General features: G+C 65.4%; 21 protein-coding genes. 11 read left to right on the plus strand and 10 right to left on the minus strand.

Going from position 1 to position 24,866, the window contains the following annotated elements:
* The first annotated feature begins 2 nt into the window (after positions 1 to 2).
* Both I603_RS00610 and I603_RS00615 read left to right on the plus strand, forming a co-directional pair.
* Positions 3 to 932, plus strand: coding sequence for a hypothetical protein (locus I603_RS00610; RefSeq protein WP_068862469.1), 930 nt, complete (start codon positions 3 to 5; stop codon positions 930 to 932).
* A 14-nt stretch (positions 933 to 946) separates the two neighbouring features.
* Positions 947 to 1,306, plus strand: coding sequence for a hypothetical protein (locus I603_RS00615; RefSeq protein ID WP_068861891.1), 360 nt, complete (start codon positions 947 to 949; stop codon positions 1,304 to 1,306).
* A gap of 8 nt (positions 1,307 to 1,314) precedes the next feature.
* On the opposite strand, the gene I603_RS00620 is transcribed toward I603_RS00615, so the two are convergent.
* The gene (locus I603_RS00620) at positions 1,315 to 2,541 is read right to left on the minus strand and encodes a UbiH/UbiF/VisC/COQ6 family ubiquinone biosynthesis hydroxylase (protein ID WP_068861892.1); all 1,227 of its coding nucleotides are present in this window, start codon (positions 2,539 to 2,541) and stop codon (positions 1,315 to 1,317) included.
* A gap of 50 nt (positions 2,542 to 2,591) precedes the next feature.
* Between I603_RS00620 and I603_RS00625 the strand changes: the two genes are divergently transcribed.
* Positions 2,592 to 4,694: a protein-disulfide reductase DsbD family protein gene (locus I603_RS00625; RefSeq protein WP_068861893.1), complete on the plus strand. Its 2,103-nt coding sequence runs from the start codon at positions 2,592 to 2,594 to the stop codon at positions 4,692 to 4,694.
* On the opposite strand, the gene I603_RS00630 is transcribed toward I603_RS00625, so the two are convergent.
* From I603_RS00630 to uvrB, 3 genes are read right to left on the minus strand one after another with little or no spacing between them, the layout of a single operon-like run.
* On the minus strand, positions 4,621 to 5,178 hold the full coding sequence (locus tag I603_RS00630) for a hypothetical protein (RefSeq protein WP_068861894.1): 558 nt from the start codon (positions 5,176 to 5,178) through the stop codon (positions 4,621 to 4,623). The two genes, I603_RS00625 and I603_RS00630, sit on opposite strands and share 74 nt — an antisense overlap.
* On the minus strand, positions 5,178 to 6,677 hold the full coding sequence (locus I603_RS00635) for a S10 family peptidase (protein WP_068861895.1): 1,500 nt from the start codon (positions 6,675 to 6,677) through the stop codon (positions 5,178 to 5,180). The genes I603_RS00630 and I603_RS00635 overlap by 1 nt, the downstream gene beginning before the upstream one ends.
* A 47-nt stretch (positions 6,678 to 6,724) precedes the next feature.
* Positions 6,725 to 8,920 (minus strand): excinuclease ABC subunit UvrB, encoded by a 2,196-nt coding sequence (gene uvrB, locus I603_RS00640; RefSeq protein WP_068861896.1) that lies wholly within the window; start codon positions 8,918 to 8,920, stop codon positions 6,725 to 6,727.
* Positions 8,921 to 9,052: 132 nt separating this feature from the next.
* On the opposite strand from uvrB, the gene I603_RS00645 reads away from it, so the two are divergent.
* From I603_RS00645 to I603_RS00675, 7 genes are all read left to right on the plus strand, one after another.
* Positions 9,053 to 9,595, plus strand: coding sequence for a DUF3617 domain-containing protein (locus I603_RS00645; protein WP_068861897.1), 543 nt, complete (start codon positions 9,053 to 9,055; stop codon positions 9,593 to 9,595).
* An 83-nt stretch (positions 9,596 to 9,678) separates the two neighbouring features.
* Complete coding sequence (locus tag I603_RS00650; RefSeq protein ID WP_232305203.1) at positions 9,679 to 10,512, plus strand: esterase/lipase family protein; 834 nt, start codon at positions 9,679 to 9,681, stop codon at positions 10,510 to 10,512.
* 101 nt (positions 10,513 to 10,613) lie between these two features.
* Positions 10,614 to 12,044, plus strand: coding sequence for a circularly permuted type 2 ATP-grasp protein (locus tag I603_RS00655; RefSeq protein ID WP_068861898.1), 1,431 nt, complete (start codon positions 10,614 to 10,616; stop codon positions 12,042 to 12,044).
* 18 nt (positions 12,045 to 12,062) lie between these two features.
* Positions 12,063 to 13,007, plus strand: coding sequence for an alpha-E domain-containing protein (locus tag I603_RS00660; protein WP_068861899.1), 945 nt, complete (start codon positions 12,063 to 12,065; stop codon positions 13,005 to 13,007).
* Between the two features lie 5 nt (positions 13,008 to 13,012).
* Entirely contained in the window at positions 13,013 to 13,864 is an 852-nt protein-coding gene (locus I603_RS00665; RefSeq protein ID WP_068861900.1) for a transglutaminase family protein, read from the plus strand.
* Between the two features lie 92 nt (positions 13,865 to 13,956).
* A complete protein-coding gene (locus tag I603_RS00670; protein ID WP_068861901.1) occupies positions 13,957 to 14,703 on the plus strand; it encodes a proteasome-type protease in 747 nt (248 codons plus the stop codon).
* 142 nt (positions 14,704 to 14,845) lie between these two features.
* A complete protein-coding gene (locus I603_RS00675; RefSeq protein WP_068861902.1) occupies positions 14,846 to 15,466 on the plus strand; it encodes a response regulator transcription factor in 621 nt (206 codons plus the stop codon).
* Between the two features lie 210 nt (positions 15,467 to 15,676).
* Here the strand turns inward: I603_RS00675 and I603_RS00680 are convergent, their stop codons facing one another.
* The 6 genes from I603_RS00680 to typA form a co-directional block, all read right to left on the minus strand.
* Positions 15,677 to 16,405, minus strand: coding sequence for an extensin family protein (locus tag I603_RS00680; RefSeq protein WP_068861903.1), 729 nt, complete (start codon positions 16,403 to 16,405; stop codon positions 15,677 to 15,679).
* Between the two features lie 118 nt (positions 16,406 to 16,523).
* Entirely contained in the window at positions 16,524 to 16,937 is a 414-nt protein-coding gene (locus I603_RS00685; protein ID WP_068861904.1) for a VOC family protein, read from the minus strand.
* Between the two features lie 62 nt (positions 16,938 to 16,999).
* Positions 17,000 to 17,719, minus strand: a complete 720-nt coding sequence (locus tag I603_RS00690) for a cytochrome c biogenesis CcdA family protein (RefSeq protein WP_068861905.1) — start codon at positions 17,717 to 17,719, stop codon at positions 17,000 to 17,002.
* Positions 17,720 to 17,731: 12 nt separating this feature from the next.
* Complete coding sequence (locus I603_RS00695; RefSeq protein WP_068861906.1) at positions 17,732 to 18,136, minus strand: thioredoxin family protein; 405 nt, start codon at positions 18,134 to 18,136, stop codon at positions 17,732 to 17,734.
* Positions 18,137 to 18,258: 122 nt separating this feature from the next.
* Positions 18,259 to 19,728, minus strand: coding sequence for a sodium/proline symporter PutP (gene putP, locus I603_RS00700; RefSeq protein WP_068861907.1), 1,470 nt, complete (start codon positions 19,726 to 19,728; stop codon positions 18,259 to 18,261).
* Positions 19,729 to 19,881: 153 nt separating this feature from the next.
* A complete protein-coding gene (gene typA, locus I603_RS00705; RefSeq protein ID WP_068861908.1) occupies positions 19,882 to 21,720 on the minus strand; it encodes a translational GTPase TypA in 1,839 nt (612 codons plus the stop codon).
* 416 nt (positions 21,721 to 22,136) lie between these two features.
* On the opposite strand from typA, the gene I603_RS00710 reads away from it, so the two are divergent.
* Entirely contained in the window at positions 22,137 to 24,773 is a 2,637-nt protein-coding gene (locus I603_RS00710; RefSeq protein ID WP_068861909.1) for a TonB-dependent receptor, read from the plus strand.
* Positions 24,774 to 24,866: the final 93 nt, after the last annotated feature.

Here is a 24,866-nt window from a genome sequence, read left to right on the forward strand (position 1 = left end):
CGATGGAATCGAAATTCGGAAGTCGCCGCAAACCTTCGTCAGGTCGCGGCATCGTGCTGGCAGCTATCGCCGCCTTCATTGCCGGCGGCGCTTTGGTCGGCTGGGTGGTGTGGTATAACTTCCAGCCCGCGCGAAACGGCGCGGCGCAGCCCGATAGCGCGGTCGTGGCAGAGGTTTCGGCCAGCCCGACCGCCCTGCCGAGCGCACCCTCCTCCGCTTCGCCCAGCCCCCTGTCCGAGCCGGTCACGCCCGAAAATGCCGAGCAGGCGGTCGAGGCGGTGACCCGCGTTGCCGAGCAGCAGGGCGGGCTCGACCAGCGCCTCGCCGCCGCCGAACAGCGCCTCACCCAGCTTGATCTTCAGGCGCAGGCCGCGGCGGGCAATGCCGCGCGCGCCGAAAGCCTGCTGATCGCCTTCGCCACCCGCCGCGCGGTCGAACGCGGGGCCGAGCTGGGCTATCTCGCCGACCAGTTGCGGCTGCGCTTCGGCGACCAGTGGCCCAATGCGGTCAGCACGATCATCACCTTCTCGCGCGATCCGGTGCGGCTTGACGGGCTGGTAGCGCGGCTCGAGGGTCTCGGGCCCACCTTGCGCGAAAGCGGGCAGGGGCCTTCGTGGGGGGCATTCAAGCGCGAGATGTCGCAGCTGTTCGTGTTCCGCCGCGAAAGCACGCCTTCGCCGCAACCGCAACGCCGGCTGGAGCGCGCGCGCTGGGCGCTCGAACAGGGCCGCTACCAGAACGCGATCGACGAGGTGAAAGGCATGCCCGGTGCCGATCAGGCCGAAAGCTGGATTAAGGATGCCGAACGATATGCCAAGGCGATGGAGGCATTGGAAGTGATCGAAACCGCCGCCGTGCTCGACCAGCGGGGCCTGCGCGACGGGGCAGGCAATCCGGTGCGCCAGGTGAGCCCGCTGGTGGTGGGGAGCTAGCGAAGGCGGCATAGATGGCGGGGCGCGCGATTGGAGGGCTGACGCTAGCCGCGCTGTTCGCGTGCGCGGGTTGCGGGACCGATCCGGCCGAACCTGCTATGCCGGAGACCGGCGCGCAGACAAGCACCCAGCCGCAGCTTGCGATCGCCCCGTGGCCGCCCGTCTATGTCTGCAAGTTCAGGACTTACGGAACGATCATCATCGAAGCCGACCCGCGTGACACCCGGATCGTTATCAACGGCGTATCCATGCCGGCTCAGCGCGAGGGCGGCGTCTTTCGCAGCCTTGTCGGCTCGGAAATGGTCTCGGTTGGACCAGGCGACGCCTATTGGGAATACAAGGACGAACGGTCGGAGGATTGCACGCCGGGTTGAAAATCCGCTCAGGCCTTCAGCAATTCCGGCAGGTCGCCCGAAACCCCGCGCGCCTCGTCCATGAAGAACTGCTTGAGCATGGGCGTTCGCTGCACCGCCGCCATGCCTAGGCGGCGCACGGCGGATGCGGTCTTGCCGGGGACACCGAACAGGCGAGTGAGGCCATCGGTCGCCAGTGCCACCATGAAGCTGTCGAGCCCGCGCCAGTTCTCGTAACGCTTGAGCACTTCCGGATCGCCCGGATCAAGGCCCAGCCGCGCGCCTTCGGCCAGAACCTCCACCAGCGCGCCGACGTCGCGCAGGCCGAGGTTGAGCCCTTGCCCTGCAATCGGGTGGATGCCGTGCGCGCTGTCACCGATCAGCGCGAGGCGTTCTGCGGTGATCTTGGCGGTGTGGTGGAAGCCGAGCGGCCAGGACGAACGCTGGCCGACGCTCAGCACCTTGCCCAGAACACCGCCCATGCGCTTTTCGACCTCGGCGAGAAAGGCGCGCTCGCCCAGCTTCATCACCGCTGCCCCGTCGCGCTCCGACACGGTCCACACGAGCGAGGAGCGATGCGTGCCGTCCGCGTCGTCGTTCATGGGGAGCAGGGCGAAGGGGCCTGCCGGGTAGAAGATTTCCCAGGCGACATTGTCGTGCGGTTTTTCGTGGGTCAGCCCGGCGATGATCGCGCGGTGGTGGTAATCCCACTTGGCGATGGTGATCCCGGCGGAATCGCGCGTCGGCGACTGGCGGCCTTCGGCGGCGACCATCAGCCGGCCTTTCAGCTTGGTGCCGTCGGCCAGCACGGCGGCGACCCCATATTCGCTGCGCTGGCGCTCGGTGACGGTGGCGAGGCTCGTCCAGTGGATCAGCGGCTCTTTCGCCGCGGCCTCGAACAGCGCGAGGCGCAGGCGGCGGTTGGGGAACATCCGGCCCAGCGTGCCGTCGCCCTCGCCGGGGACGAAATCGAGCCGCCCGGGCTTGTTCTGGTCGGTGACGGCGATGGCGGAGATGTCGCAGGCGAATTTCTCGAGCCCCTCGGCGATGCCGATATTCTCGAACAGGTGCCAGCTCGCTGTCGAGATCGCGGTGGCGCGGTCATCGAAGCCCTCGGCGGTGAGTTCCGCCGGGTCGGCGCGGTCGATGACGTGGCTGGACAGGCCCTTTTTCGCCGCCGCCAGCGCGAGGGTCATCCCCACCAGCCCTCCGCCGAGGATCACGAGATCGCGGGTCTCTTCCGAAGGCTGTGTCACCGTGGCGGCTCCGATTGCGAATTTGAGGCGCTATGCCTAGAGGGTAGCCCGTGTCCCGCGCAAGAACCTTCCCGCCCCCGATCCGACAATTTGCTGCATGGGTGCTTGCACTTGCCGCAAGCCTGCTGCTGGCAGGGCCGAGCCACGCGCAGGAGGCGGAGCGGGCAGCGCTTTATGGCGATGAGAATATCGCCGTCGCGCTGTTCGCCGAAGGCAAGCCCAAGGCAGGCGGCGAGAGGATGCTCGCGCTGCGCTTTACGCCGAAGTCGGAGGAATGGCACGGCTACTGGTCCAACCCAGGAGATGCCGGGCAGGGGATGCGGCTGGAGCTAAGCCTGCCGGAAGGCTGGGAGATGGGCGCACCGCTCTATCCCGTCCCGCAGCAGCTCACCATCAGCGGGCTGATGAACCATATTTACGAAGGGCAATATGCCGTGCTGGTGCCAATCAGGGTGCCTGCGGGCGCGGATGTGCCCCGCACTCCGCCGATCACCGGACGGGTCGAATATCTTGCCTGCACCGACCAGATCTGCGTGCCGCAGGACGCCGTGCTGACGGCGCGGGCGGGAGGCGATTTTGCGCGCTGGCGGGCCGAGGTTGCTCCGCTGCTGGATGCGCAAGCCAGCTTCGCAATTACCGGACAGACCCTGCGCGTTGCGATTCCGCTGCCCGCGAGCGTGGCGCTGGCCGTTCCGCATGTCTTCATCGCCAATGAACGCCTGGTCGATTACGCCAAGCCGCAGACGTTCCGGCGTCGGGGTGACATGCTGGTGGCGGAGATTGCGCTCGACGATCGCAGGCAGGGCGATGGGGGCGCGGTGTCCGGCATCCTCGCTTTCGGAGACGGGGCGGGCGTGCGCTTCATGGCGGTACCCGGCGCGGTGCCGACCGGCGGGGAACTGATCGCTGGGCCTGCCGCGATGGCGGTGCCGCCGCTGTGGACTCTGGTGCTCGGCGCGCTGTTGGGCGGGCTCCTGCTCAACATCATGCCCTGCGTTTTCCCGATCCTCAGCCTGAAGGCGCTGAGCCTTGCCCGCGCAGGCGAGAGCGAAGCGCGCGCGCGGGCCGAGGGACTGGCCTATACCGCGGGCGTGGTGCTCGCCTGCTTGGCGCTGGGCGGCGTGATGCTGGCCCTGCGCGCGGCCGGAGAGCAGGTTGGCTGGGCGTTCCAGTTGCAGGAGCCGGGCGTGGTGGTCGCGCTGCTGGTGCTGGCCGCCGCAATCACCGCGAACTTTGCCGGGCTGTTCGAACTGCCCTCGGTCTCGGTCAGCATGGGAGGCGAGCGCAGCGGAGCCTTTGCCACCGGGCTGCTGGCCGCTTTCGTGGCGACGCCCTGCACGGGTCCGTTCATGGCGGCGGCGCTCGGCGCGGCGCTGCTGCTGCCGACGGTGCAGGCGCTGCTGCTCTTCGCGCTGCTTGGTCTGGGGCTGGCGCTGCCGTTCCTGCTGTTGGGCTTCGTCCCGCCGCTGCGCCGGATGCTGCCGAAGCCGGGGCCGTGGATGGAACGGTTCCGGCGGATCATGGCGATCCCGATGGGGCTGACAGCGCTCGCGCTGCTATGGCTGACGGTGCAGCTTGGCGGGAGGCCTTTTGGCCTTGTCGCGCTGCTGCTGGTGGCGGGGGTGCTGCTGGCGCTGCTGGTGGTCGGCAGGCTCCAGCGCAAGGGCAAGCTCGCCTGGCCCGCCTTCGGCCTCGTCGCCGCGCCCTTCTTCGCCTTTGCACTGATCGCGCTGCCCAATCTCTATGACGGAGGCGGCAGCAAGGACAGCGAGAGCATCCACGCGCCGCAAGCCTTCAGCCGCGAGAGCCTTGCCGAGGCGCGCGGATCGGGCAAGCCGGTGTTCGTGTGGTTCACCGCCGACTGGTGCGTGACCTGCAAGGTCAACGAAAGCGTTGCGATCGAGCGCGAAAGCGTGCGCGAAGCCTTCGAGGCCGCGGGCGTGGTGACGATGGTGGGCGACTGGACGGTGCGCGATGAAGCGATCACCGCTTTTCTGACCGAGCAGGGCGCGGCGGGTGTGCCGCTCTATTTGTGGTATGCGCCGGGCGCTGCCACGCCCGAGCAATTGCCGCAGGTGCTTACGCCGGATCTGCTGGTGGCGCAGGCATCCGGCAATCCTCCACCAGCTGCATCGGCAGCGGGCTCGGATTGAGCTTCACGAGGCCTGCGCCCGGAACCGTCACGGTCGCTTCCCGCATGCCGCCCAGCGCGTCCCAGCCTTCCGCAGCGGCGGGCGTTTCGCCCTGCCACATCATTGCCCCGCCGATCTTGGTCGCATCGACCGGCAGACGGGCGATCCGCCGATTGCCGATCAGCGCCAGCAGCGCGCCCGCGCCCTCGTCAGCCGGGGCATGGCGGGCGATCTTCAGCCGTGCCCCGGACGTGCCGGCACCAAGACACTCAAGCGAGACCAGCACCTGCCCGCCTGGAATACCGTAGACCAGCCGGCCAGCCCTTGCGCTTTGTGCCCAGACGGCCCCATCGGTATCGGGCGAGGCGAGCGGCTCCGACGGGCCTTCGGGCGCAGGCAGATTGGCAGCGCGGGCCATGCCGGCATCGGTAGGCGGCGGTTTGCAGGCAGGAAGGCCCAGCGCTGCCGCCAGCGCAATCATTCCGGCAAGGCGCGCTGCTGTCATCACCGTGCCCTGATGAATGTGCGGATGTCGGCGGAAAGCTTCGCGCGGTCCTCGTCGCGGATATACATCATGTGGCCCGCGTCATAATATTTCCAGGTGATCCGGTCCTGCGGGATGCCGGTGCGCTTCAGCGAATATTCCGCGCCGAAGAAGGGCGTGGCGAAATCGTACCAGCCTTGCGCGTTGAAGACCCTGAGCCCGCTGTTCTGGCGCATCGCCTTGCCGATCAGCGGGGCGATGTTGAGATAGGCATTGCGCCCCCAGCCGCTGCCCAGCGACCAGTCCCACTGCCCGCCGACATTGCCGATCGACTGGTAGACGCGGTCGGTCTCGTAGCCCAGCGTCTCGCGGGCCCACTGGTTGATCGCGGCAGTATAGCCTGCATCGATCCCGTAAAAGCTCGGGTCGGCATCGGGGGTCTCGCCCGCGTTGTCGAAATCCGTGCCGGTATAGCGCGCGTCGAGCCTGCCGATGGTGAGGCCCCGGTCGCGCAACAGCTCCTTGTAGAAGCGCTGGTCGGTGACGCGCAGGTTGGCCTGTTCGAGATATTCCTCCGACAGGCCGGTGAGGCGGGAAAGTTCGCGGCGTACGGCCTCGCGTTCGGCCTGCGGCAGGTCCTGCCCCTTGAGCAAGGCGGAGGCGAACGGCCCGATGGCAAAGCGGCGCGCTTCCTCGGCAATCGCTTCGACCGAGGGGGCCTCGACCTTGCCGTGATAGTAAGCCGCCGCCGCCATGTTGGGCAGGGTGACGACATAGGCCATCTCGTTGCCCGGTGTCGGCTCGCGCCCCGCGAAGTCGAGGATGGTGGAGATCAGGATCAGCCCGTTGAGGCCCACGTCGTTGTAGGTCGAGCCTTCAAGCTCATCGACCACCATCGCGGTGCGGCTGGTGCCGTAGCTTTCCCCGCCGAGGTATTTTGGGCTGGACCAGCGGCCATTATCGTTGATCCAGCGCCGGATCACCTGCGCAACCGCGCGGCCATCCTGCCTGAGTCCATAATACTTCTTCGCGTCGGTCCCTTGCGTCAGATAGCTGAAGCCGGTGCCGGGCGGATCGATGAAGACGAGGTCGGCAACGTCCAGCAGGCTGTCCGGATTGTCGACCAGCGGATAGGGCGGCGCGCCGTCGTCGCGCGCGTCGGAGGGGATCGCCACGCGCTTCGGCCCGAAGGCCCCCATCTGCAACCACACCGAGCCTGAACCCGGCCCGCCGTTGTAGATGAAGAATACCGGGCGCGAAGTGTCGACGGGGGTTTTGACGTAAGAGGTGGTGACGATCACCGCTTCCGCCTTGCCTTCCTCGTCCGACAGGATCGTGTCGGCAATCGTGGCGCGATAGGCGATGCGCTGCCCGCCGAAGGTGCCCGCAAGGTCGCGGGTCTTTACCTGCCGCTCCGGCGCGGATGCCTCGGCCTTTGCGGGCGCGTCCTGCGCGATGGTGGGGACGGTGATGGCGAGGGTGCTGGCGGCAGCCAGCGCGGCGATGACTCGAATGTTCATGGGTCGAGGGGAGTGGCAGGGTTAACCGCTCGGTTCAAGGGGCGCAGCTATGGCTTCCCACCCATTCGCTTGTAGCGCGTCTTGCCGTAGCGGGTCTTGCGGGTGCCCGGCTTGCCCTCGTTCGAGCGCCCGACAATCGGCGCGCGTTTCTGGTCGTCGGGTAATCCCAGCTCGTCTGCTTCCAGCCGCCGGATTTCGTCGCGTAGGCGTCCTGCTTCCTCGAACTCCAGATTGGCCGCCGCCTCGCGCATGCGCTTTTCGAGGTCTTCGATGTAGGAGCGCAGGTTGTGTCCGACGAGGTTGTTGCGCTCCTCGTCGCCGGTATCGACCACCACGCCATCCTGCGAGGCGGTGTGCGCGACGATGTCGTGGATGTTGCGCTTGATGGTCTGCGGCGTGATGCCGTGTTCCTCGTTGAACGCCTGCTGCTTGGCGCGCCTGCGATCGGTTTCGGCGAGCGCGCGCTCCATCGAGCCGGTGATGCGGTCGGCATAGAGGATCACGCGCCCGTCGACATTACGCGCGGCGCGGCCAATGGTCTGGATCAGCGAGGTTTCGGAGCGCAGGAAGCCCTCCTTGTCGGCATCGAGAATGCACACCAGCCCGCATTCGGGAATGTCGAGGCCTTCGCGCAGCAGGTTGATCCCTACCAGTACGTCATAGACCCCGAGCCTGAGGTCGCGGATCAGCTCGATGCGCTCCAGCGTCTCGACGTCCGAGTGCATGTAGCGCACGCGCACGCCCGCCTCGTGCATGAATTCGGTCAGGTCTTCGGCCATGCGCTTGGTGAGCGTGGTGACAAGTGTGCGGTAGCCCTTGGCGGCGGTGGCCTTGCACTCGGTAATGCAGTCCTGCACCTGATCCTCGACCGGGCGAATTTCCACAGGCGGGTCGATCAGCCCCGTCGGGCGGATCACCTGTTCGGCAAAGACCCCGCCGGTCTGCTCCATCTCCCAGCCGCCCGGCGTGGCGCTGACAGCGAAGGTCTGCGGGCGCATCGCGTCCCATTCGTTGAAGCGCAGCGGGCGATTGTCGATGCAGCTTGGCAGGCGGAAGCCGTATTCAGCCAGCGTCAGCTTGCGGCGGTGGTCCCCGCGCGCCATCGCGCCGATCTGCGGCACGGTCTGGTGACTTTCATCGACAAACAGCAGCGCGTTTTCGGGCAGGTATTCGAACAAGGTCGGTGGCGGCTCGCCGGGGAGTCGTCCGGTGAGGAAGCGCGAGTAATTCTCGATCCCCGCGCAGGAGCCTGTCGCCGCGATCATCTCGAGATCGAAATTGGTGCGCTGTTCGAGCCGCTGGCGTTCGAGCAGCTTGCCCTCGGCCTCCAACTCCTTGAGCCGTTCCTCCAGCTCGAATTTGATCGCGGCCATGGCCTGTTTCATCGTCGGGCCGGGCGTCACATAGTGCGAATTGGCGTAGACCCGCACCTTCTCCAGCGAAGCGCCCTTGGTGCCGGTCAGCGGATCGAATTCGGATATGGCTTCGATCTCGTCGCCGAAGAAGCTGACCCGCCAGGCCATGTCCTCGTAGTGCGAGGGGAAGATTTCGAGGCTGTCGCCGCGCACCCGGAAGCACCCCCGCGTGAAGGCCGCGTCGTTGCGCTTGTATTGCAGCGCGACGAGCTTGCGGATCAGCTCGCGCTGGTCGACCACTTCGCCCGCCTTGATGTCGAAGATCATCGCCGAATAGGTCTCGACCGATCCGATGCCGTAGAGGCAGGACACGGAGGCAACGATGATCACGTCGTCGCGCTCAAGCAGCGCGCGGGTGGCCGAGTGGCGCATCCGGTCGATCGCCTCGTTCACGCTCGACTCTTTCTCGATATAGGTGTCCGAGCGCGGGACGTAGGCTTCGGGCTGGTAGTAGTCGTAATAGCTGACGAAATACTCGACCGCATTTTCGGGGAAGAAGCTCTTGAATTCGCCGTAAAGCTGCGCGGCCAGGATCTTGTTCGGAGCGAGAATCAGCGCCGGGCGCTGCAAGGTTTCGATCACCTTGGCCATGGTGAAGGTCTTGCCGCTCCCGGTGACGCCCAGCAGCACCTGCGTCTTCTCGCCTGCCAGCGCGCTTTCGGTAAGTTCGGCAATCGCGGTCGGCTGGTCGCCGGCCGGCTCGTAGTCCGACACCAGCTTGAACGGGATCCCGCCCATCGACTTGTCGGGGCGCTGGGGGCGGTGCGGGGTGAAGTCCGCGCCCGTTTCGGGTTCGTCCAGTCCGCGGCGGATCACGAGTTCGGCCATGGGCTGCCATATGAGGCCGCACCCCGCGCTTCTCAAGCATTTGCTTTTTCCCTGCGCGCTCCGGCGTGCAATCGGCTATGCAGGCAATTCCAGCGGGTGCCGAGGTGGCGGCCCGGCAAGGGAGATGCAGCAATGAAGCGGATGGCGATGATCGGGCTGATGGGCGCACTGGTGGCGGGCTGTTCTGGCGGCGCCGATAGCGGAGGGGCCGATGCCGACGGTGACGGCACCGTCTCCGCCGAGGAGATCGCCACCAAGGTCGAGGCCGAGGGTATCAAGCCCGAACCCGGCCAGTACAAGGCCACCATCACGATGACCGCAATGGAAATCCCCGGGATGCCTGCCGACATGGCAGGACACGGCACCGGCATGACCACGACCACCGAATACTGTCTTACGCAAGAAGACGTTCAGGACGGCTTCGAGGAGATGATGAAGCGCGGCCAAAACGGCGACTGTTCCTATGAAAGCTTCAATCTCGATGACGGCAATTTCGATGCCGTGATGGTGTGCCGCACTCCCGAAGGCGATGCGCGCATGAGCATGGAGGGCACCGCCACCCCGACCACATCCGATTTCACTGCCACCATGGCAATGAATGTGCCGGAAATGGGCGAGGGCAAGATGACCTTTGCCGCAAAGCACGAAAGGATCGGCGACTGTCCGGCCCAGTAGTCCAGCCCGGTAGAATGTGTCGGATTTGTTACGCGCGTTACAATTAATTGAACATTCATTCCGGTTCTGGCTTGTAGGGCGTCATGAAGCAGCCCCGCATCGGTCTTGATCGTCCTGTGCTGCCTGCTCCGCTGGTCGCGGCGGCAGGCGCCGTGGGCGCGCGCGCGCAGCAGGCCTATGTCGCCTCCGGCCTTGCCCGCCGGGTGGAGCTGGCGCGCGAAATCATTCCCGAGGAGCATGAGGCCGGCAAGCCCAAGCTGGCACGGATGCTGGGCGAGGCCGATGTGCTGCTCGAACCTTTCCGCCGTCCGCGCCGCAAGCTGGACATCGCGGCCACCGCCAATCCGCAGATGGTGATGGTCCTGCCCGGCTTTGCGACCCATCCGGTGCGCATGCGCTATCTCGCGCAGGCGATCGAAGCGGCAGGCCATCGCACCAAACGCTGGGGTCTGGGGTTCAACTGGGGCGCGGACGAGGAACGTTTCGAGCTGCTCGAGGCGAGGCTTGCCGATCTGCACGCGCGCCATGGCCGGCCCGTGGTGCTGCTCGGCTGGAGTCTCGGCGGTCTGTTCGCGCGCGAACTCGCCAAGCGGCAGCCGGGCGCGGTTGCCAAGGTCATCACCATGGGATCGCCCTTTTCCGGCTCCCCGCGCGCCAACAATGTCTGGCGGGCCTACCAGTTCATCGCCGGCCATTCGGTCGATGCCCCGCCGGTCGAGACCGATCTTGCCGCCAAGCCGCCGATGGAAACTGTCGCGCTGTGGAGCCCCAATGACGGCGTGATCGCTCCGCGCTGCGCTGCCGGGCGGGCCGGGGAGCGCGACCGTGCGATTGCCCTGCGCTGCACGCATATCGGCTTCACCTATGACCCGCAGGTTATCGCCGCCCTGCTGGCCGAGCTCGAAGTCACCCGCTGACAGCGGCGCGGGCAAAGATCGCCCGCAGCACAGCAAGCGCTTTTCTTTTGCAAAACCCCGGTTAGATTGCTGCAATGCACCCAAGGGTGATGCGGGGGTCAATGAGCGCGGGTAACGGCACTTTCGATGAAATGTTCGATGGCGATGGCCAGACGCGGCCCGCCTATGCCGAATATTGCCGCTGGTTCGCAGAACAGCCCGGAGAATTCCTCAAGCGCAAGAACCGCGAGGCGGACGACACCTTCCGCCGCACCGGCATCACCTTCAATGTCTATGGCGAGAACGAGGCGGAAGAACGCCTGATCCCCTTCGACATGGTGCCGCGCATCATCACCGCAAGCGAATGGCGGCGGCTGTCGCGCGGGATCGAGCAGCGGGTGCGGGCGCTCAATTCCTTTCTCTACGACCTGTATCACCGTCAGGAGATCGTGCGCGCCGGGCGCCTGCCCGAACGCCTGTTGCAAAGCAATGATGCGTGGCTGGCCAACATGGTCGGCTTCACCCCTCCGGGCGGAATCTACACCCATATCGTCGGCATCGATCTCGTGCGCACCGGCCCGGACGAATTCTTCGTGCTGGAGGATAATGCCCGCACGCCCTCGGGGGTCTCCTACATGCTGGAGAACCGCGAGACGATGATGGCGATGTTCCCCGACCTGTTCAGCCGGGTGGCGGTGGAGAGCGTCTCCAACTATCCGCGCCGCCTCGCCCGCAGCCTTGCAGCCTGCGTTCCGCCCGCCTTTGCCGGCGGCAAGCCCACGGTCGCGGTGCTGACGCCGGGCATCTACAATTCGGCCTATTTCGAACACGCCTTCCTTGCCGACCAGATGGGCGCCGAACTGGTCGAGGGCAGCGACCTGCGCGTGGTCGGCGGTCGGGTGCAGATGCGCACCACGCGCGGCTACAAACCGATCGACGTGCTCTATCGCCGGGTCGATGACGATTTCCTCGATCCGCTGACCTTCAATCCCGAAAGCGCGCTGGGCGTGCCGGGCATCATGGATGTCTATCGCGCAGGCGGCATCACCATCGCCAATGCGCCCGGCACCGGGGTGGCCGACGACAAGGCGATCTATTCCTTCATGCCCGAGATCGTCGAATTCTACACCGGCGAGAAGCCGCTGCTGCCCAACGTTCAGACCTGGCGCTGCGCCGATGCGGACAGCCTCGCCTATGTGCTCGACAATCTCGCGGAACTGGTGGTCAAGGAAGTCCATGGTTCGGGCGGCTACGGGATGCTGATCGGGCCGACCGCTTCGAAGCGCGAGATCGCCGCCTTCCGCGACAAGCTGAAGGCGCGGCCGGAAAACTATATTGCCCAGCCCACGCTCGCGCTGTCGACCTGCCCGATCTACACCCGCGCCGGGCTCGCGCCGCGCCATGTCGATCTGCGCCCCTTCGTGCTGGTCTCGCCAGAAGGCATCGACATCACGCCGGGCGGCCTCACGCGGGTGGCGCTCAAGAAGGGGTCGCTGGTGGTCAATTCCTCGCAAGGGGGCGGCACCAAGGATACCTGGGTGCTCAAGGACTAGGATGGGGGGACACAAACCATGCTAGGCCGCACCGCCAACGGGCTGTTCTGGATGTTCCGCTATCTCGAGCGGGCCGAGAACACCGCGCGCCTGCTCGATGCGGCGCTGCGCATGGCGCTGACCCGCGATCTGGTGACCGCCGAGGCCGAATGGCGTTCGGTGATCGCCACCTTGGGCCTGCAAGCTCCCTACGAGGCCGCGAACGAGGGATATGACGGGGCGTCCGTCTGGAACTTCGTGCTGCGCGGGCCATCCAACCCCGGCAATGTCCGGGCGATGTTCGGCGCGGTGCGCAGCAATGCGCGCATGGCGCGGATCAACATCTCCTCCGACGTGTGGGAAGCGGTCAACGACAACTGGATGAAGCTCGACAAGCTGCTGGCGCGGCCCGTGGGGCAGACCGCAGTGGGCGAAGTGCTCGGCGCAATCCGGCGCGCGGGCACGCAGGTCCACGGCGCCTTCGACGGGTCGATGCTGCGCGACGAGGGTTATCATTTCAGCCGCGCGGGCACCTTCATCGAACGCGCCGACAGCACGGCGCGCATTCTCGACATGAAATATTTCCTGCTGCTGCCATCGCTCTCCTATGTCGGGTCGAGCCTCGACACCGGGCAGTGGGAACAGGTGCTGCGCTCGGTCGCCGGGGCGCGGGTCTATAGCTGGCTCAACGCCGGCCAGATCGAGGCGCGCGGGATTGTCGATTTCCTGGTGCTCGACGACCGTTTTCCCAGGAGCCTTGCCTTCTGCCGCAACGCGCTGCGCGACAATCTTTCGGCGCTCGCGCGGATGCACGCCCGCGAAGGGCGCTGCAATGCGCTGATGCACGAGGCCGACGCGCGGATAAACCATCTCACCGTCGACCAGATCTTCGATCAGGGACTGCACGAATTCCTTGTCGATTTCCTCTCCCGCAACGCCGCGATCTCGCAGGCGATTGCCGAAGATTACAGGTTTCACGCATGAGCAGGATGACCCTCGCGATCCGCCACACCACGCATTACGCCTTTGCCGATCCGGTCATGCACGCGCTCCAGCGGCTGCGGCTGACGCCGAAGGAAACGCAGGGCCAGCGCATCATCGAATGGCGCATGACCTTCGCAAACGCCCATGCCGAGCTTGAATATGACGACCAGCATTTCAACCACGTCACCCTGATCGGCATCGATCCGGGCGCGCGCGAGGTGACGGTGACTTGCGAGGGGGTGGTCGAGACCGAGGACAATGCCGGCGTCATCGGCCGCCATTCGGGCCACCTGCCGCTATGGAGTTTCCTGCGCCAGACGCCGCTGACCCGCCCGGGGCCGAAACTGCGTGCCCTGCTGCGCGAGGTGCCGGGTTCGGCGGGGGAAGCACCGCTCGATTTCCTTCATGCGCTGTCCGCGCTGGTCCGCGAACGGATCGCCTATGAAACCGGACGGACCCATTCCGCGACCACCGCCGAGGAAGCCGTCGGCCATGGCTATGGCGTGTGCCAGGACCACGCCCACATCTTCATCGGCGCGGCGCGGGCGAGCGGCATCCCGGCGCGCTATGTCAGCGGCTATCTTATGATGGACGACCGGATCGAACAGGAAGCCACTCACGCCTGGGCCGAAGCCCATGTCGAGGGGCTGGGCTGGGTCGGGTTCGACGTGTCGAACGGCATCTGTCCTGATCCGCGCTATGTGCGCGTGGCGACGGGGAGCGACTATCGTGATGCCGCGCCGGTGACCGGCATCAGCTTCGGCGGCACAGAGGAAGTGCTGCGGGTCGATGTTGCGGTGTCGGCCCATGCGCCCCGATCCGGCCAGGGCCAGCAGCAGGAACAGACCACGCAATAGGCCGCAAGGGGGCCACACGCAGCTTTGCGCGCGCGCCCGCTTTGGGCTAGGGCAGCGCGCCCGCTTGGCCGGGCCAGGGGAGACGAACCGACATGACCTATTGCGTTGGCATGGTGCTCGACAAGGGCCTGGTGCTGATGAGCGACACCCGCACCAATTCGGGCGTCGACAACATCTCGACCTTCCGCAAGCTGTTCCACTGGAACGTGCCGGGCGAACGCATGATCGCGGTGATGACCGCAGGCAATCTTGCTACCACGCAAGCGGTCATCAGCCAGCTCGAGGAACGCACCAAGGCTCCGTCCGAGCGCGACAATACGCTGCTCAAGGGGCCGACCATGTTCCAGGTCGCGACCGAGATCGGCCGCCTGCTGCGCACCACGATCGAGGAGGTGCAGCGCGCCAATGGCGATGGCGGCAAGGGGCGTTTCTCGGCCACGATGATCCTTGCCGGACAGATCGCCGGGATGCAGCCGCGCCTGTTCATGATCTATCCGGAAGGCAATTTCATCGAGGCAAGCTGGGACACCCCGTTCTTCCAGATCGGCGAAACCAAGTATGGCCGCCCGATCCTGATCCGTGGCTATGACCGCGACATGAGCTTCGAGGATGCGGTCAAGCTGATGATGGTCAGCTTCGATTCCACCATCAAGGCGAACCTGTCGGTGGGCCTGCCGCTCGATCTGCTGGTGATCGGCAAGGATAGGTTTGCCGCCACGCACGAACACCGCGTCAGCGCCGAGGATCCCTATTTCGCCACGATCTCATCGGGTTGGGGCGATGCGCTGCGTTCGGCCTTCCATTCGCTCCCGCCTTACGCATTCGGTGACGAGACCTGACTTGCGAGCCAGATCAAGGTTCGTTTTGGATTGAATTTCATGTTGATTTTCAGTGGTTTGACCGGTCGGGGATATAGTAATTCCTCCGGATCGGGGGCGACCCTGCGTGAAATGCGTAAGGGCTTGGCGCAGTCATCGTCACATGACACGCAAAGCCTCTCTCCATTTCATCGATTCCTGCAGCCGCCAGCGTGCAGAACTGGCGCGCGTCGGATTTGCCCTCGGCCATCATTGCGAAGTCTACGGCGATCTGTCGGAGCTTTCCGTGCACCCGCCGCGCGAGGGCATCATCATTGCCCGTGACACGGCCGAGGAAGGCGGGGTGGGGATGATCCTCGACCGTCTCAGCCGTCTCGGCATCTGGCTGCCCATGATAGCCGTGGACGTGCAGCCGCGTCCGGGCCGGATTGTCGAGGCGATAAAATCGGGCGCGCTGGATTATCTTGCCCTGCCGCTTGATCCGGAGCGCTTCACCCGCTGTCTCGCCAGGATCGGCAAGGAGGCCGAACAGTTCGGCGCCGCCCGCCGCCGCATGATCGAGGCGCGTGATCGCATCTCGACCCTGTCGGCCCGCGAACGCGAGGTGCTCGACTGGCTGGCCGAAGGCAGCAGCAACAAGGCGATTGCGCGCGAGCTCGATATCAGCCCGCGCACGGTGGAAATCCATCGCGCCAACATGATGAACAAGCTTGGTGCGCGCCACGCTGCCGAGGCCGTGCGGCTGCGTCTGGAAGCCAAGCTCGAACCGAAATTGCGGGCCTGACGAAGAGAGCGGGCAATCCCGTGCAGAAACACGGGTCAGCAGCGCCACCTGCTTTCAGTCAGGCCAGAGCAATCAGGAACTTAAGTTGGCCCGGTGCCCCCGGGCGGCCCCGATGCTTTTGGTGGTTCAGCAGCGTTGGGGCCGCCAAACCGGTCCCTCGCAAGACCGGCCGGCCCGGAGTTCCGATGTGCAATCGCTGTCCGGTCGTGCTCAGCGGCAGAATTTGCCGCCCGTGCCTTCGAGATGGAAATGATCCTCGTGCGCGGCGTTGTAATCCGGTCCCAGCACCGTGCCGAAGCGCTTGCAGGCGCTCTTGTGCACCACGCGCAGGAATTCGCGGGTGGCCGCATCGCCGCCCCGCCAATCGCGCCGCAGCATGATCCGGCGACCATCCTCCAGCACGAAACCCGATACATCGATCGCCTCGGCGCGGGCATGGGCTGAACGCCGTTCGGTACCCGCGACATTGCGGCACGAATAGGAGCCCATCGTTTCGATCCGCGCGATCGGGCTGCCGAGGATCTGGCGCGCGGCGCGGTCCACGCCGAAGCGCGCCCAGTCGCTGAAGGCCTTTGCCGTGCCGCACCGCACCGGGCCGAGATTGCTGACCCCGAAAGTCGACCGGTCGCCGGCGAGCGCCGACAATTGCACCGTGCCCAGCTTGTTGCAGCCCGGCGCGGCATAGGTGTCGGGCAGGGGCTGGAACCGCGCGCCGGTCGCACCGAGATCGGCAAGGCAACCCCGTTCCGCGCTATCCGGAGCATAGCTTTGCGGGGCCGAGGCGATGCGGGCGGCAGGGCTTGCCTGCGTGCTACCGGCGCGACTGGCGGAACCCGCCGCCGCGCCGCTGCCACCGCCGGGCACAAGCGAACCGCAGCCCGCCAGCGCCAGCGCGCCGGCCAGCAATGTCCATCCGCGAAGAAGTGCGTTTCCCGTCATGACCAAGGAATATTGGGCAGAAATGGTTAACGGAGCGAAAACAAATGCGCTCAAGCGCGCCGTGCCTGCGACCACAGCACCGCCCGCAAAGCCTTTGCGGACAACAAGATGGCGGGTCTCAGGGCAACTGGTCGGCGACCTGCTCCCACAATTCGATCTTGATGCCGTCGGGATCGAGCAGCCAGGCGAACTTGCCATATCCCTCGTCGGCTTCGCCCAGGATGGGCACGCCCCTGGCCTTGAGACCCGCCACGAAGCCGTCAAGGTCATCGACGCGCAGGTTGATCATGAATTCGCCCTTGCCGGGCTTGATATATTCGTCGTCGGCAAAATGGCTGATCAGCGAATAGGGGTTGTCGCGCGGCTCTCCTGCCCATGCGAGCTGCGGGCCATACGGGCCGTCGATGCCGAGCGTGTCGCGATACCATGCGCGGGTCGCCTCCGGATCGCGCACCACGTAGAATACACCGCCCAATCCTGTCACTTTGGGCCCCGTCACCCGCGGCGCATTGCCATGCCTGTTGTCTGCCATCGCCCTTTCCTCCCTACAGGCCATGATGCGCCATAGTGCGACCGGAGGAAAGGGCGATGCGTTCAGAAGCGCGTGGTGAAGGCGACTAGCGGGGCGGGCAGGCTATCGAGCAGCGCGGTCTCCAGCACCTTGTCGAAGCCTGAAAGCACCATCGCCCCGACGACCACCAGCGCCGCGCCGAACAAGGGCTTGCCGAAGCGGGCGAGTGTTACGAGGGTCTTGCGCTTTTCTCCCAGCGCCCGGCGCGAGCCATAGGCGAAGGCAAGGATCGACATCGCCACGCCCAGTCCGAAGGCAAGGAAGATGCCGAAGCTCGCCAGCAGGTTCTCGCCCTGGGCAGCGGCGGCGATGGCGACGCCGAGCGTCGGGCCGACGCAGGGTGCCCAGACCAGACCGAGCAGCAGGCCGATCGCCGCCTGCCCGTGCCAGCCCTCGCCGCTGACCTGCGCGAGGCGGCGGTTGCCGAACCCTGCAACCGGCGCGGCAGCGGCGCTAAGCCCGGCCTGCGCCTGCGGCACCAGCAGCACGATACCCGCCGCCAGCAGCAGCGCGCCCGCCAGCCAGCGCACCGCACCCTCGTCGATCCCCAGTGCATGGCCGAAGGCGATTGCAACAAAGCCGAAGGTGGTGAAGCTCGTCACCAGTCCGGCGGCCAGCGCCAGCGGCCCGGCGCGGCTCTTGCCCAGCGCCGAGCCGACCAGGATCGGCACCAGCGGCAGCACGCAGGGGTTGAGGATCGTCACCAGCCCCGCAAGGAAGGCCAGCAGCAGGCCGGTGGCCATGTTGCGCGCTCCTTACAGGGCGCCGAGCACGGCGGCGCGCAACCGCTTGCGGTCGGTCTCGGCAATCGAACGCGCGACCTCGCGCCGGCCCTTGAACACCAGCACGGTCGACTGGCGCGGGATGCGGTTGGCCTTCAGGAACGCCTTTTCCTTGTCGAAGTCGACCTTGACGAAGGCGACCTTGTCGTTCGCGCGTTCCTTGCGCAGTTCATCGAGGATGGGGGCCTGCGCGCGGCATGTCGGGCACCATGAGGCATGGACATCGACAACGATGGTTGTGCCTGCAGCCTGTGCGGCGGCGAAGGCCTTGGCATCATAGGCCTGCCAGCCCGCGGGCGTTTCGGCGCGGGCAGCGACGGTGAGGGCGGCGGCAAGCAGCGCGCCGATGGCGGCGACGAGGGAAGCGAAACGTAGCATGCGATGACCTCCGGGAAGGAATGACAGGGTGCAGGACCGTGCCGCCATTCCGGGGGCAGATGGGGAGGGGGGATAGCGACGCGGTCCTGACCATGAAGATTTCGCACGGACCGGCGCGGCGGTTACAAGGCTGGCCGCTCTTTCTTTGTCGCCAGGCTCACCACAATGATCGCCAGCATCGCGGCGGCAAAGCCCGGCACGATCTCGTAGAGGCCGGGGCCGCCCAGAAATGCCTTGTTCCAGCCCAGCGCGATCCAGCCTGCGACCACGCCCGCGCCGGTGACGAGGCCCGCCACCGCGCCCGCGCCAGTCATCCGCTCCCACATCAGCGCCAGCAGGATCAGCGGACCGAAAGCCGCGCCGAAGCCTGCCCAGGCATTGGCGACAAGGCCCAGCACTTCGCTATCAGGATCGCTCGCCAGCAGGCAGGCGGCAATCGCGACCAGCGCCACCGCGATGCGGCTGACATTCACCGCCTCGCGTTCGGAGGCGTTACGGCGCAGGAACAGGCGGTAGAAATCTTCCGTGAGCGAGCTCGACGACACCAGCAATTGCGAGGAAATCGTGCTCATGATCGCCGCCAGGAGCGCGGCATAGAGGAAGCCGGTGACCGCCGGATGGAACAGCAATTGCGCCATGACGATGAAGATCGTCTCGGGGTCGTCGATCACCAGCCCGTTGCGTGTCACATAGGCGCGGCCCGCAAGGCCGAGCCCGATCGAGCCGATCAGCGCAATCCCCATCCAGCCCAGCCCGAAGGCGGCCGCGCGGGGTACGTTCTTCACCTTGTCGATCGCCATGAACCGCACGATGATGTGCGGCTGGCCGAAATAGCCCAGACCCCACGTCACCGCGCTGATGAAGCCGATCGCGGTCAGGCCGTGGGTCAGATCGAGAAAACCCTCGACCGGTACCTCTGCGAGCGAGCCGCCCGCTTCGCCGCCCGCGCCGAACATCACCACCAGCGGCATGATGACCAGCGCCCCCATCATGATCAGCCCCTGCACGAAATCGGTCAGGCTGACGGCAAGGAAGCCGCCGATCATGGTATAGGCGAGCACGATGCCGGCGGTGATGAGAATGCCCAGCATGTAGTCGCTGAACATGGTATTGGGCAGAATGCCGGCAAAAGCGGTCTCGAACAGCTTGCCGCCGCCGACCAGCCCCGCGGCGGTATAGACCGTGAAGAAGGCGACGACGATGATGGCCGAGGTTACGCGCAGCGTCGTGCCGCTTGCCGGAAACCGGTTGGCCAGGAATTGCGGGATGGTGAGCGCATTGCCCATCCGCTCTGTCTGTTCGCGCAGGCGCGGGGCGACGAGGATCCAGTTGGCGACCGCGCCAAGGAACAGCCCGATCCCGATCCATGCCTCGACCAGCCCTGCGGCATAGAGCGCGCCCGGCAGGCCCAGCAGCAGCCAGCCCGACATGTCGCTTGCTCCGGCACTGAGCGCCGCGACCGAAGGCGGCAGATTGCGACCGGCCAGCAGGTAGCCTTCGGAATCTCCGGTCGATTTCCTCCAGGCATAAAGCCCGATTGCTAGCATGAGGACGAAATAGGCGGCAAGCGAAGCGAGGGTTGCACTGTTCATGGGCAGCGGGGGTAACAAGCCGGGCCATGCTTGGCCACCGCAGCCCCGGAATTCGCAAGGATTGCCAAGCGATCCGGCAACCCGCCTAAGCCTGTTTCATGACTTGCGCTGTCCGGGAAAGAATATGATTCCGCCCCCGGATCAGACCCTGCCTCAATCGTCCTTCTTGCGCTTCGCCTTCTTGCGCTCGTGCGGGCAGAGCAGCGCCTTGCGCAGCCGGATCGACTGCGGAGTAACCTCGACCATTTCATCATCGTCGATATAGGCGATGGCCTGCTCAAGGCTCATGCGGCGCGGCGGGGTCAGGCGGATCGCGTCATCCTTGCCGCTGGATCGGATGTTGGTGAGCTGCTTGGCTTTCAGCGGGTTCACTTCGAGATCGTCGGGCTTGGCGTTCTCGCCGATGATCATGCCTTCGTAGACCTTCATCTGGGGTGAGATGAACAGCTCGCCGCGCTCTTCGAGCGAATTGAGCGCATAGGCCACCGCCTCGCCGTCGCCGTTGGAGATGAGGACGCCGTTGATGCGGCCTTCGATCGGGCCTTTGTAGGGGCCGTATTTCTCGAACAGGCGGTTCATGATCCCGGTGCCGCGCGTGTCGGACAGGAATTCGCCGTGATAGCCGATGAGGCCGCGCGAGGGGGCCGAGAAGGTGATGCGGGTCTTGCCGAGGCCGGAGGGCCGCATCTCGGTGAGGTCGGCCTTGCGACGCTGCATCTTCTCCACGACCGTGCCTGAGTGTTCGTCATCCACGTCGATCACGACGGTTTCATAGGGCTCCATGCGCTGGCCGTTTTCCTCGCGGAACAGCACGCGCGGGCGGCTGATGCCAAGCTCGAAGCCTTCGCGGCGCATCGTCTCGATCAGCACGCCCAATTGCAATTCGCCGCGTCCGGCGACTTCGAAGCTGTCCTTGTCCTCGCTCTCGGTGACGCGGATCGCGACATTGGTTTCCGCCTCGCGCAGCAGGCGGTCGCGGATCATGCGGCTGGTGACCTTGCTGCCCTCGCGCCCGGCGAGCGGGCTGTCGTTGACCGAAAAGCGCATCGCCAGCGTCGGCGGGTCGATCGGCTGGGCGGCGATCGGATCGGTCACCGAGGGATCGCAGATGGTGTTGGCGACGGTTGCCTTTTCGAGACCCGCAAGCGCGATGATGTCGCCGGCCTGCGCGGTTTCGACCGGCACGCGCTCCAGCCCGCGGAAGCTCATCAGCTTGGTCGCGCGGCCCGCCTCGATCACCTTGCCCTCGCGGTCGATGGCGTGGATCGGATCATTGACGCGGATCGTGCCCGACTGCACCCGCCCGGTCAGCACGCGGCCCATGAAGTTGTCGCGATCGAGCAGGGTGGCGAGAAAGGCGAACTTCGCATCCGGATCAAGGCCGGGTGAGGGCACATGTTCGACGATCTTGGCGAACAGCGGGGCAAGAGTGCCCTCGCGCGCTTCCTGGTCGTCGCTGGCATACCCGTCGCGTCCGCTCGCGTAGAGCACCGGGAAGTCGAGCTGCTCGTCATTGGCATCGAGGCTTACGAACAGGTCGAACACTTCGTCGAGCACTTCCTGCGGGCGGCCGTCGGGGCGGTCGATCTTGTTGACGACGACGATCGGCTTCAAGCCCAGTGCCAGCGCCTTGCCGGTCACGAACTTGGTCTGCGGCATTGCCCCTTCGGCGCTGTCGACCAGCAGGATGACGCCGTCGACCATGGAGAGGATGCGCTCCACCTCCGCGCCGAAATCGGCGTGCCCGGGGGTGTCGACGATATTGATGCGGGTCGTCTCGCCGCCGCCTTCCGGAGTCCATTCGACGCTGGTGCACTTGGCAAGGATGGTGATCCCGCGTTCCTTTTCGAGATCGCCCGAATCCATCGCGCGTTCTTCGACCCGCTGGTTGTCGCGGAAGGTGCCCGACTGGCGGAACAACTGGTCGACCAGCGTGGTCTTGCCGTGGTCGACGTGGGCGATGATCGCGATATTTCTCAGCGAGGAGGACATTTTTCGGTTTTTCCAGTCAGCACCCGGGCAGCGCGGCGTCGGGCAGGTGAAAAGCGTGGCGCACGGCCGGGCGCGCGGGAGTAGGCCGGGGTTGTGACGGGTTGGCGACAGGCCGCGACGCTACGGCAAGGTGCCGCGGGCGCGCTGCTTGCTGCGATGCAACATCGCCGCGCCGCCTAGCGCAAGAGCGTCTCGGGGGCAAGCGTCGGAGAGTCTGCGGCGCCCGGCAACGGGTTAGCCACTGTTGCGCGCACGCCACACAGGCGGGTTTTGCCCCGGAAAAGCGCGGGCTTTGCGCTTGTCGCGAAACCGTCACTCGCTTATCAAACCATCGACGACCACGGGAGAGAGCGTATCGCGGGATGCGTGCCGGAAACCGGCGCCGGGGTCCGAGGGATTTGAGGAGAGGAGCTTCCATGCGTTCGACCTTGACCGGCAGTGCCGGCTCGCACCGATTCACCCTGCTTGCGGGTGCTGCTACCATTGCCTTTGCCATGCCGGGCGCCGCGCTGGCGCAGGATCAGGAGCCCGAGCTCGAGGCGCCCGAAAGCAGCAATGTCATCATCGTCACCGCGTCCAAGCGCGAGCAGACGCTGCAGGAAACCCCGATCGCGGTCAGCGTGACCAGCGGCGAGGTGATCGAGCAGGCGCAGATCCGGGACGTGCTCGACCTGCAGACCGTCACCCCCTCGCTGCGGGTGAGCCAGCTGCAGACCTCGAGCGCTTCGACCTTCATCATCCGCGGCTTCGGTAACGGCGACAACAACTTCGGTGTCGAGCCTTCGGTCGGCGTATTCATCGACGGCGTGTTCCGCTCGCGCTCGGCCGGCGCGCTGTCCGACCTTAACAACATCCAGCGCATCGAAGTGCTGAACGGCCCGCAATCGACGCTGTTCGGCAAGAACGCGTCCGCCGGTGTGATTTCGATCATCACCAAGGAGCCGCAGTTCGAATTCGGCGGCAGCGTCGAGGCCAACTACGGCAACTTCAACAACATCTTCATCCGTGGCGACGTGACCGGGCCGATTTCGGACAACATCGCCTTCTCGCTCGACGGCACCTACCAGAAGCGTGACGGCACGGCCGAGATCGTCAATCTCGGGGTGGACCAGAACGACCGCAACCGCTGGTCGACGCGCGGCCAGCTGCTGATCGAGCCTTCGGCCGACTTCCGCATCCGCGCGATCGCCGATTATTCGCGCATCGATGAAGTGTGCTGCCAGGTCGGCACGGTTGTGCGCGGACCCACGGCACCGGCACTCGATCTGCTGGGCGGCCAGACGCAGGACTTCAGCAATTTCTTCAACCGCACGACAAACCTCAACATCGTGCCGGAGAACGAAGTCGACAACTATGGCGGCTCGATCCAGATGGATTACCAGATGGACAACGGCCTCTCGTTCACCTCGATCACGGCCTACCGCGAGCTGGACAACTTCTTCCGTTCGGACATTGACTACACCGCTGCCGACATCGCCAACGAGCAGCGCGACCAGGGCGTGAAAACCTTCACGCAGGAATTCCGCGTTGCATCGGACTTCGACGGGCCGATCAACTTCCTGCTCGGCGGTTTCTACTTCGATGAAACCATCACTCAGCAGAGCCGCGTGGAAAATGGTTCGCAAATTCGCGACTTCTTTGAGCTTCTCGCGGGTGGCAATCCAGCCGACATCCTGACCGGGCAGCCGAGCGTTTTCAACGCCGTGGAAGCCGGGCTGGGCCTGCAGCAGGAGACAATCTTCCGCACGGCGCTGCTTTCGGATGAAAACTTCCGCATGGAAAACGAGGCGTGGTCGATCTTCGGCACGATCGATTTCGAGCCCATCGACGGCCTCGTCTTCACGGTTGGCGGCAACTACACCGATGACCGGAAGAATTTCGCCCTAAGTGCAAACATGCCCGATCCGCTGGCGAATGTGAACCTGGTCGATGCCTTCATCACGCTCGCAACCGCAGGCGCCGTGACCACGCGCGACCAGTTCCAGGCATTGCCTGCGGCCAACCAGGCCGGGTTGCTGGCAGTTGCGACGACACCGTGCCCTCCGGGCGTCACCACCGGCTGTAACCCGTTTGTGGCCCTGGCACCGTTCCAGTTCCAGCCGCCTTTCCTCAACGTTCCCAACGCGATCGAGGACGGACGCACGAACGATGACGAGTTTACCTATCTCCTGCGCGCTTCGTATGAGATCAGCCCCGAGTTGAATGTCTATTTCAGCTATTCAACCGGCTTCAAGGCGAGCTCGATCAACCTCTCGCGTGACAGCCGTCCGCTGGGGACCGACTTTTCGGTGACGCCCGGCACGGTCAATTCGACCTTTGCTGCGCCAAACTCGCCGATCCTCGATGCAGGCCTCGCCGTTCCGAATCTCGTCGCCGGCACGCGCTTTGCGGGTCCTGAAGAAACCGAAGTCTATGAAATCGGTCTGAAGGGCCAGTTCGATGGCGTTGGCTTCAACCTTGCAGTCTTCGATCAGGCGATTGACGGGTTTCAGAGCTTTGCCTTCACCGGCACCGGCTTTGCGCTTCGCAATGCAGGTCGCCAGTCGGTCAAGGGCTTCGAGTTCGACACCACGATCCAGCCGACTGACGGACTTGTCCTGACCTTTGCCGTGACGCACCTTGATCCGCTGTTCGATGACTTCACCGGCTCGGTGGTCGGCGATCTTTCGGGCGTGCGCCCCGCGGGTATTCCGGCATGGGCGATTTCGACCTCCGCAACCCACACGCACGAGTGGGATAACGGCACGAAGCTGATCACGCGTATCGACTACCAGCATGAGAGCAACGTGGACATCAACAATGGTCTGCCGACCTTCAACGGTCCGATCAACAACCGGCGGAACCCGGAGATCTTCCGTCGCGAGATCAACAACGTGAATGGCGCGATCACCCTTGCACTGAACAGCGGTCTGGAAGTCGGAATCTGGGGCCGCAACCTGCTTGATGAGGAATGGATCCTCACTGTCTTTGACGGTGTGGCGCAGCAAGACACGGTTTCGGGTTATCCGAACCAGCCGCGCACTTATGGCGGGCTCGTGCGCTTCCGTTTCTGACGGCAGCACCCGATCACATGAAGAGGCCCCGCGCAGCGATGCGCGGGGCCTTTTTCATTGCGCGCTCCGGCTGATTGTGATGATCTCACGAGG

This window comes from Erythrobacter dokdonensis DSW-74 (assembly GCF_001677335.1).
Classification (GTDB): Bacteria; Pseudomonadota; Alphaproteobacteria; order Sphingomonadales; family Sphingomonadaceae; genus Erythrobacter; species Erythrobacter dokdonensis.

Coding starts and splice junctions, on each gene's coding strand:
- I603_RS00685 (WP_068861904.1), bottom strand. CDS start 16,937: ATGGCAGACAACAGGCATGGCAATGCGCCGCGGGTGACGGGGCCCAAA.
- I603_RS00670 (WP_068861901.1), top strand. CDS start 13,957: ATGACCTATTGCGTTGGCATGGTGCTCGACAAGGGCCTGGTGCTGATG.
- typA (WP_068861908.1), bottom strand. CDS start 21,720: ATGTCCTCCTCGCTGAGAAATATCGCGATCATCGCCCACGTCGACCAC.
- I603_RS00615 (WP_068861891.1), top strand. CDS start 947: ATGGCGGGGCGCGCGATTGGAGGGCTGACGCTAGCCGCGCTGTTCGCG.
- I603_RS00675 (WP_068861902.1), top strand. CDS start 14,846: ATGACACGCAAAGCCTCTCTCCATTTCATCGATTCCTGCAGCCGCCAG.
- I603_RS00665 (WP_068861900.1), top strand. CDS start 13,013: ATGACCCTCGCGATCCGCCACACCACGCATTACGCCTTTGCCGATCCG.
- I603_RS00650 (WP_232305203.1), top strand. CDS start 9,679: ATGAAGCAGCCCCGCATCGGTCTTGATCGTCCTGTGCTGCCTGCTCCG.
- I603_RS00635 (WP_068861895.1), bottom strand. CDS start 6,677: ATGAACATTCGAGTCATCGCCGCGCTGGCTGCCGCCAGCACCCTCGCC.
- I603_RS00630 (WP_068861894.1), bottom strand. CDS start 5,178: ATGACAGCAGCGCGCCTTGCCGGAATGATTGCGCTGGCGGCAGCGCTG.
- I603_RS00645 (WP_068861897.1), top strand. CDS start 9,053: ATGAAGCGGATGGCGATGATCGGGCTGATGGGCGCACTGGTGGCGGGC.
- I603_RS00690 (WP_068861905.1), bottom strand. CDS start 17,719: ATGGCCACCGGCCTGCTGCTGGCCTTCCTTGCGGGGCTGGTGACGATC.
- putP (WP_068861907.1), bottom strand. CDS start 19,728: ATGAACAGTGCAACCCTCGCTTCGCTTGCCGCCTATTTCGTCCTCATG.
- I603_RS00660 (WP_068861899.1), top strand. CDS start 12,063: ATGCTAGGCCGCACCGCCAACGGGCTGTTCTGGATGTTCCGCTATCTC.
- I603_RS00655 (WP_068861898.1), top strand. CDS start 10,614: ATGAGCGCGGGTAACGGCACTTTCGATGAAATGTTCGATGGCGATGGC.
- I603_RS00695 (WP_068861906.1), bottom strand. CDS start 18,136: ATGCTACGTTTCGCTTCCCTCGTCGCCGCCATCGGCGCGCTGCTTGCC.
- I603_RS00680 (WP_068861903.1), bottom strand. CDS start 16,405: ATGACGGGAAACGCACTTCTTCGCGGATGGACATTGCTGGCCGGCGCG.
- uvrB (WP_068861896.1), bottom strand. CDS start 8,920: ATGGCCGAACTCGTGATCCGCCGCGGACTGGACGAACCCGAAACGGGC.
- I603_RS00610 (WP_068862469.1), top strand. CDS start 3: ATGGAATCGAAATTCGGAAGTCGCCGCAAACCTTCGTCAGGTCGCGGC.
- I603_RS00710 (WP_068861909.1), top strand. CDS start 22,137: ATGCGTTCGACCTTGACCGGCAGTGCCGGCTCGCACCGATTCACCCTG.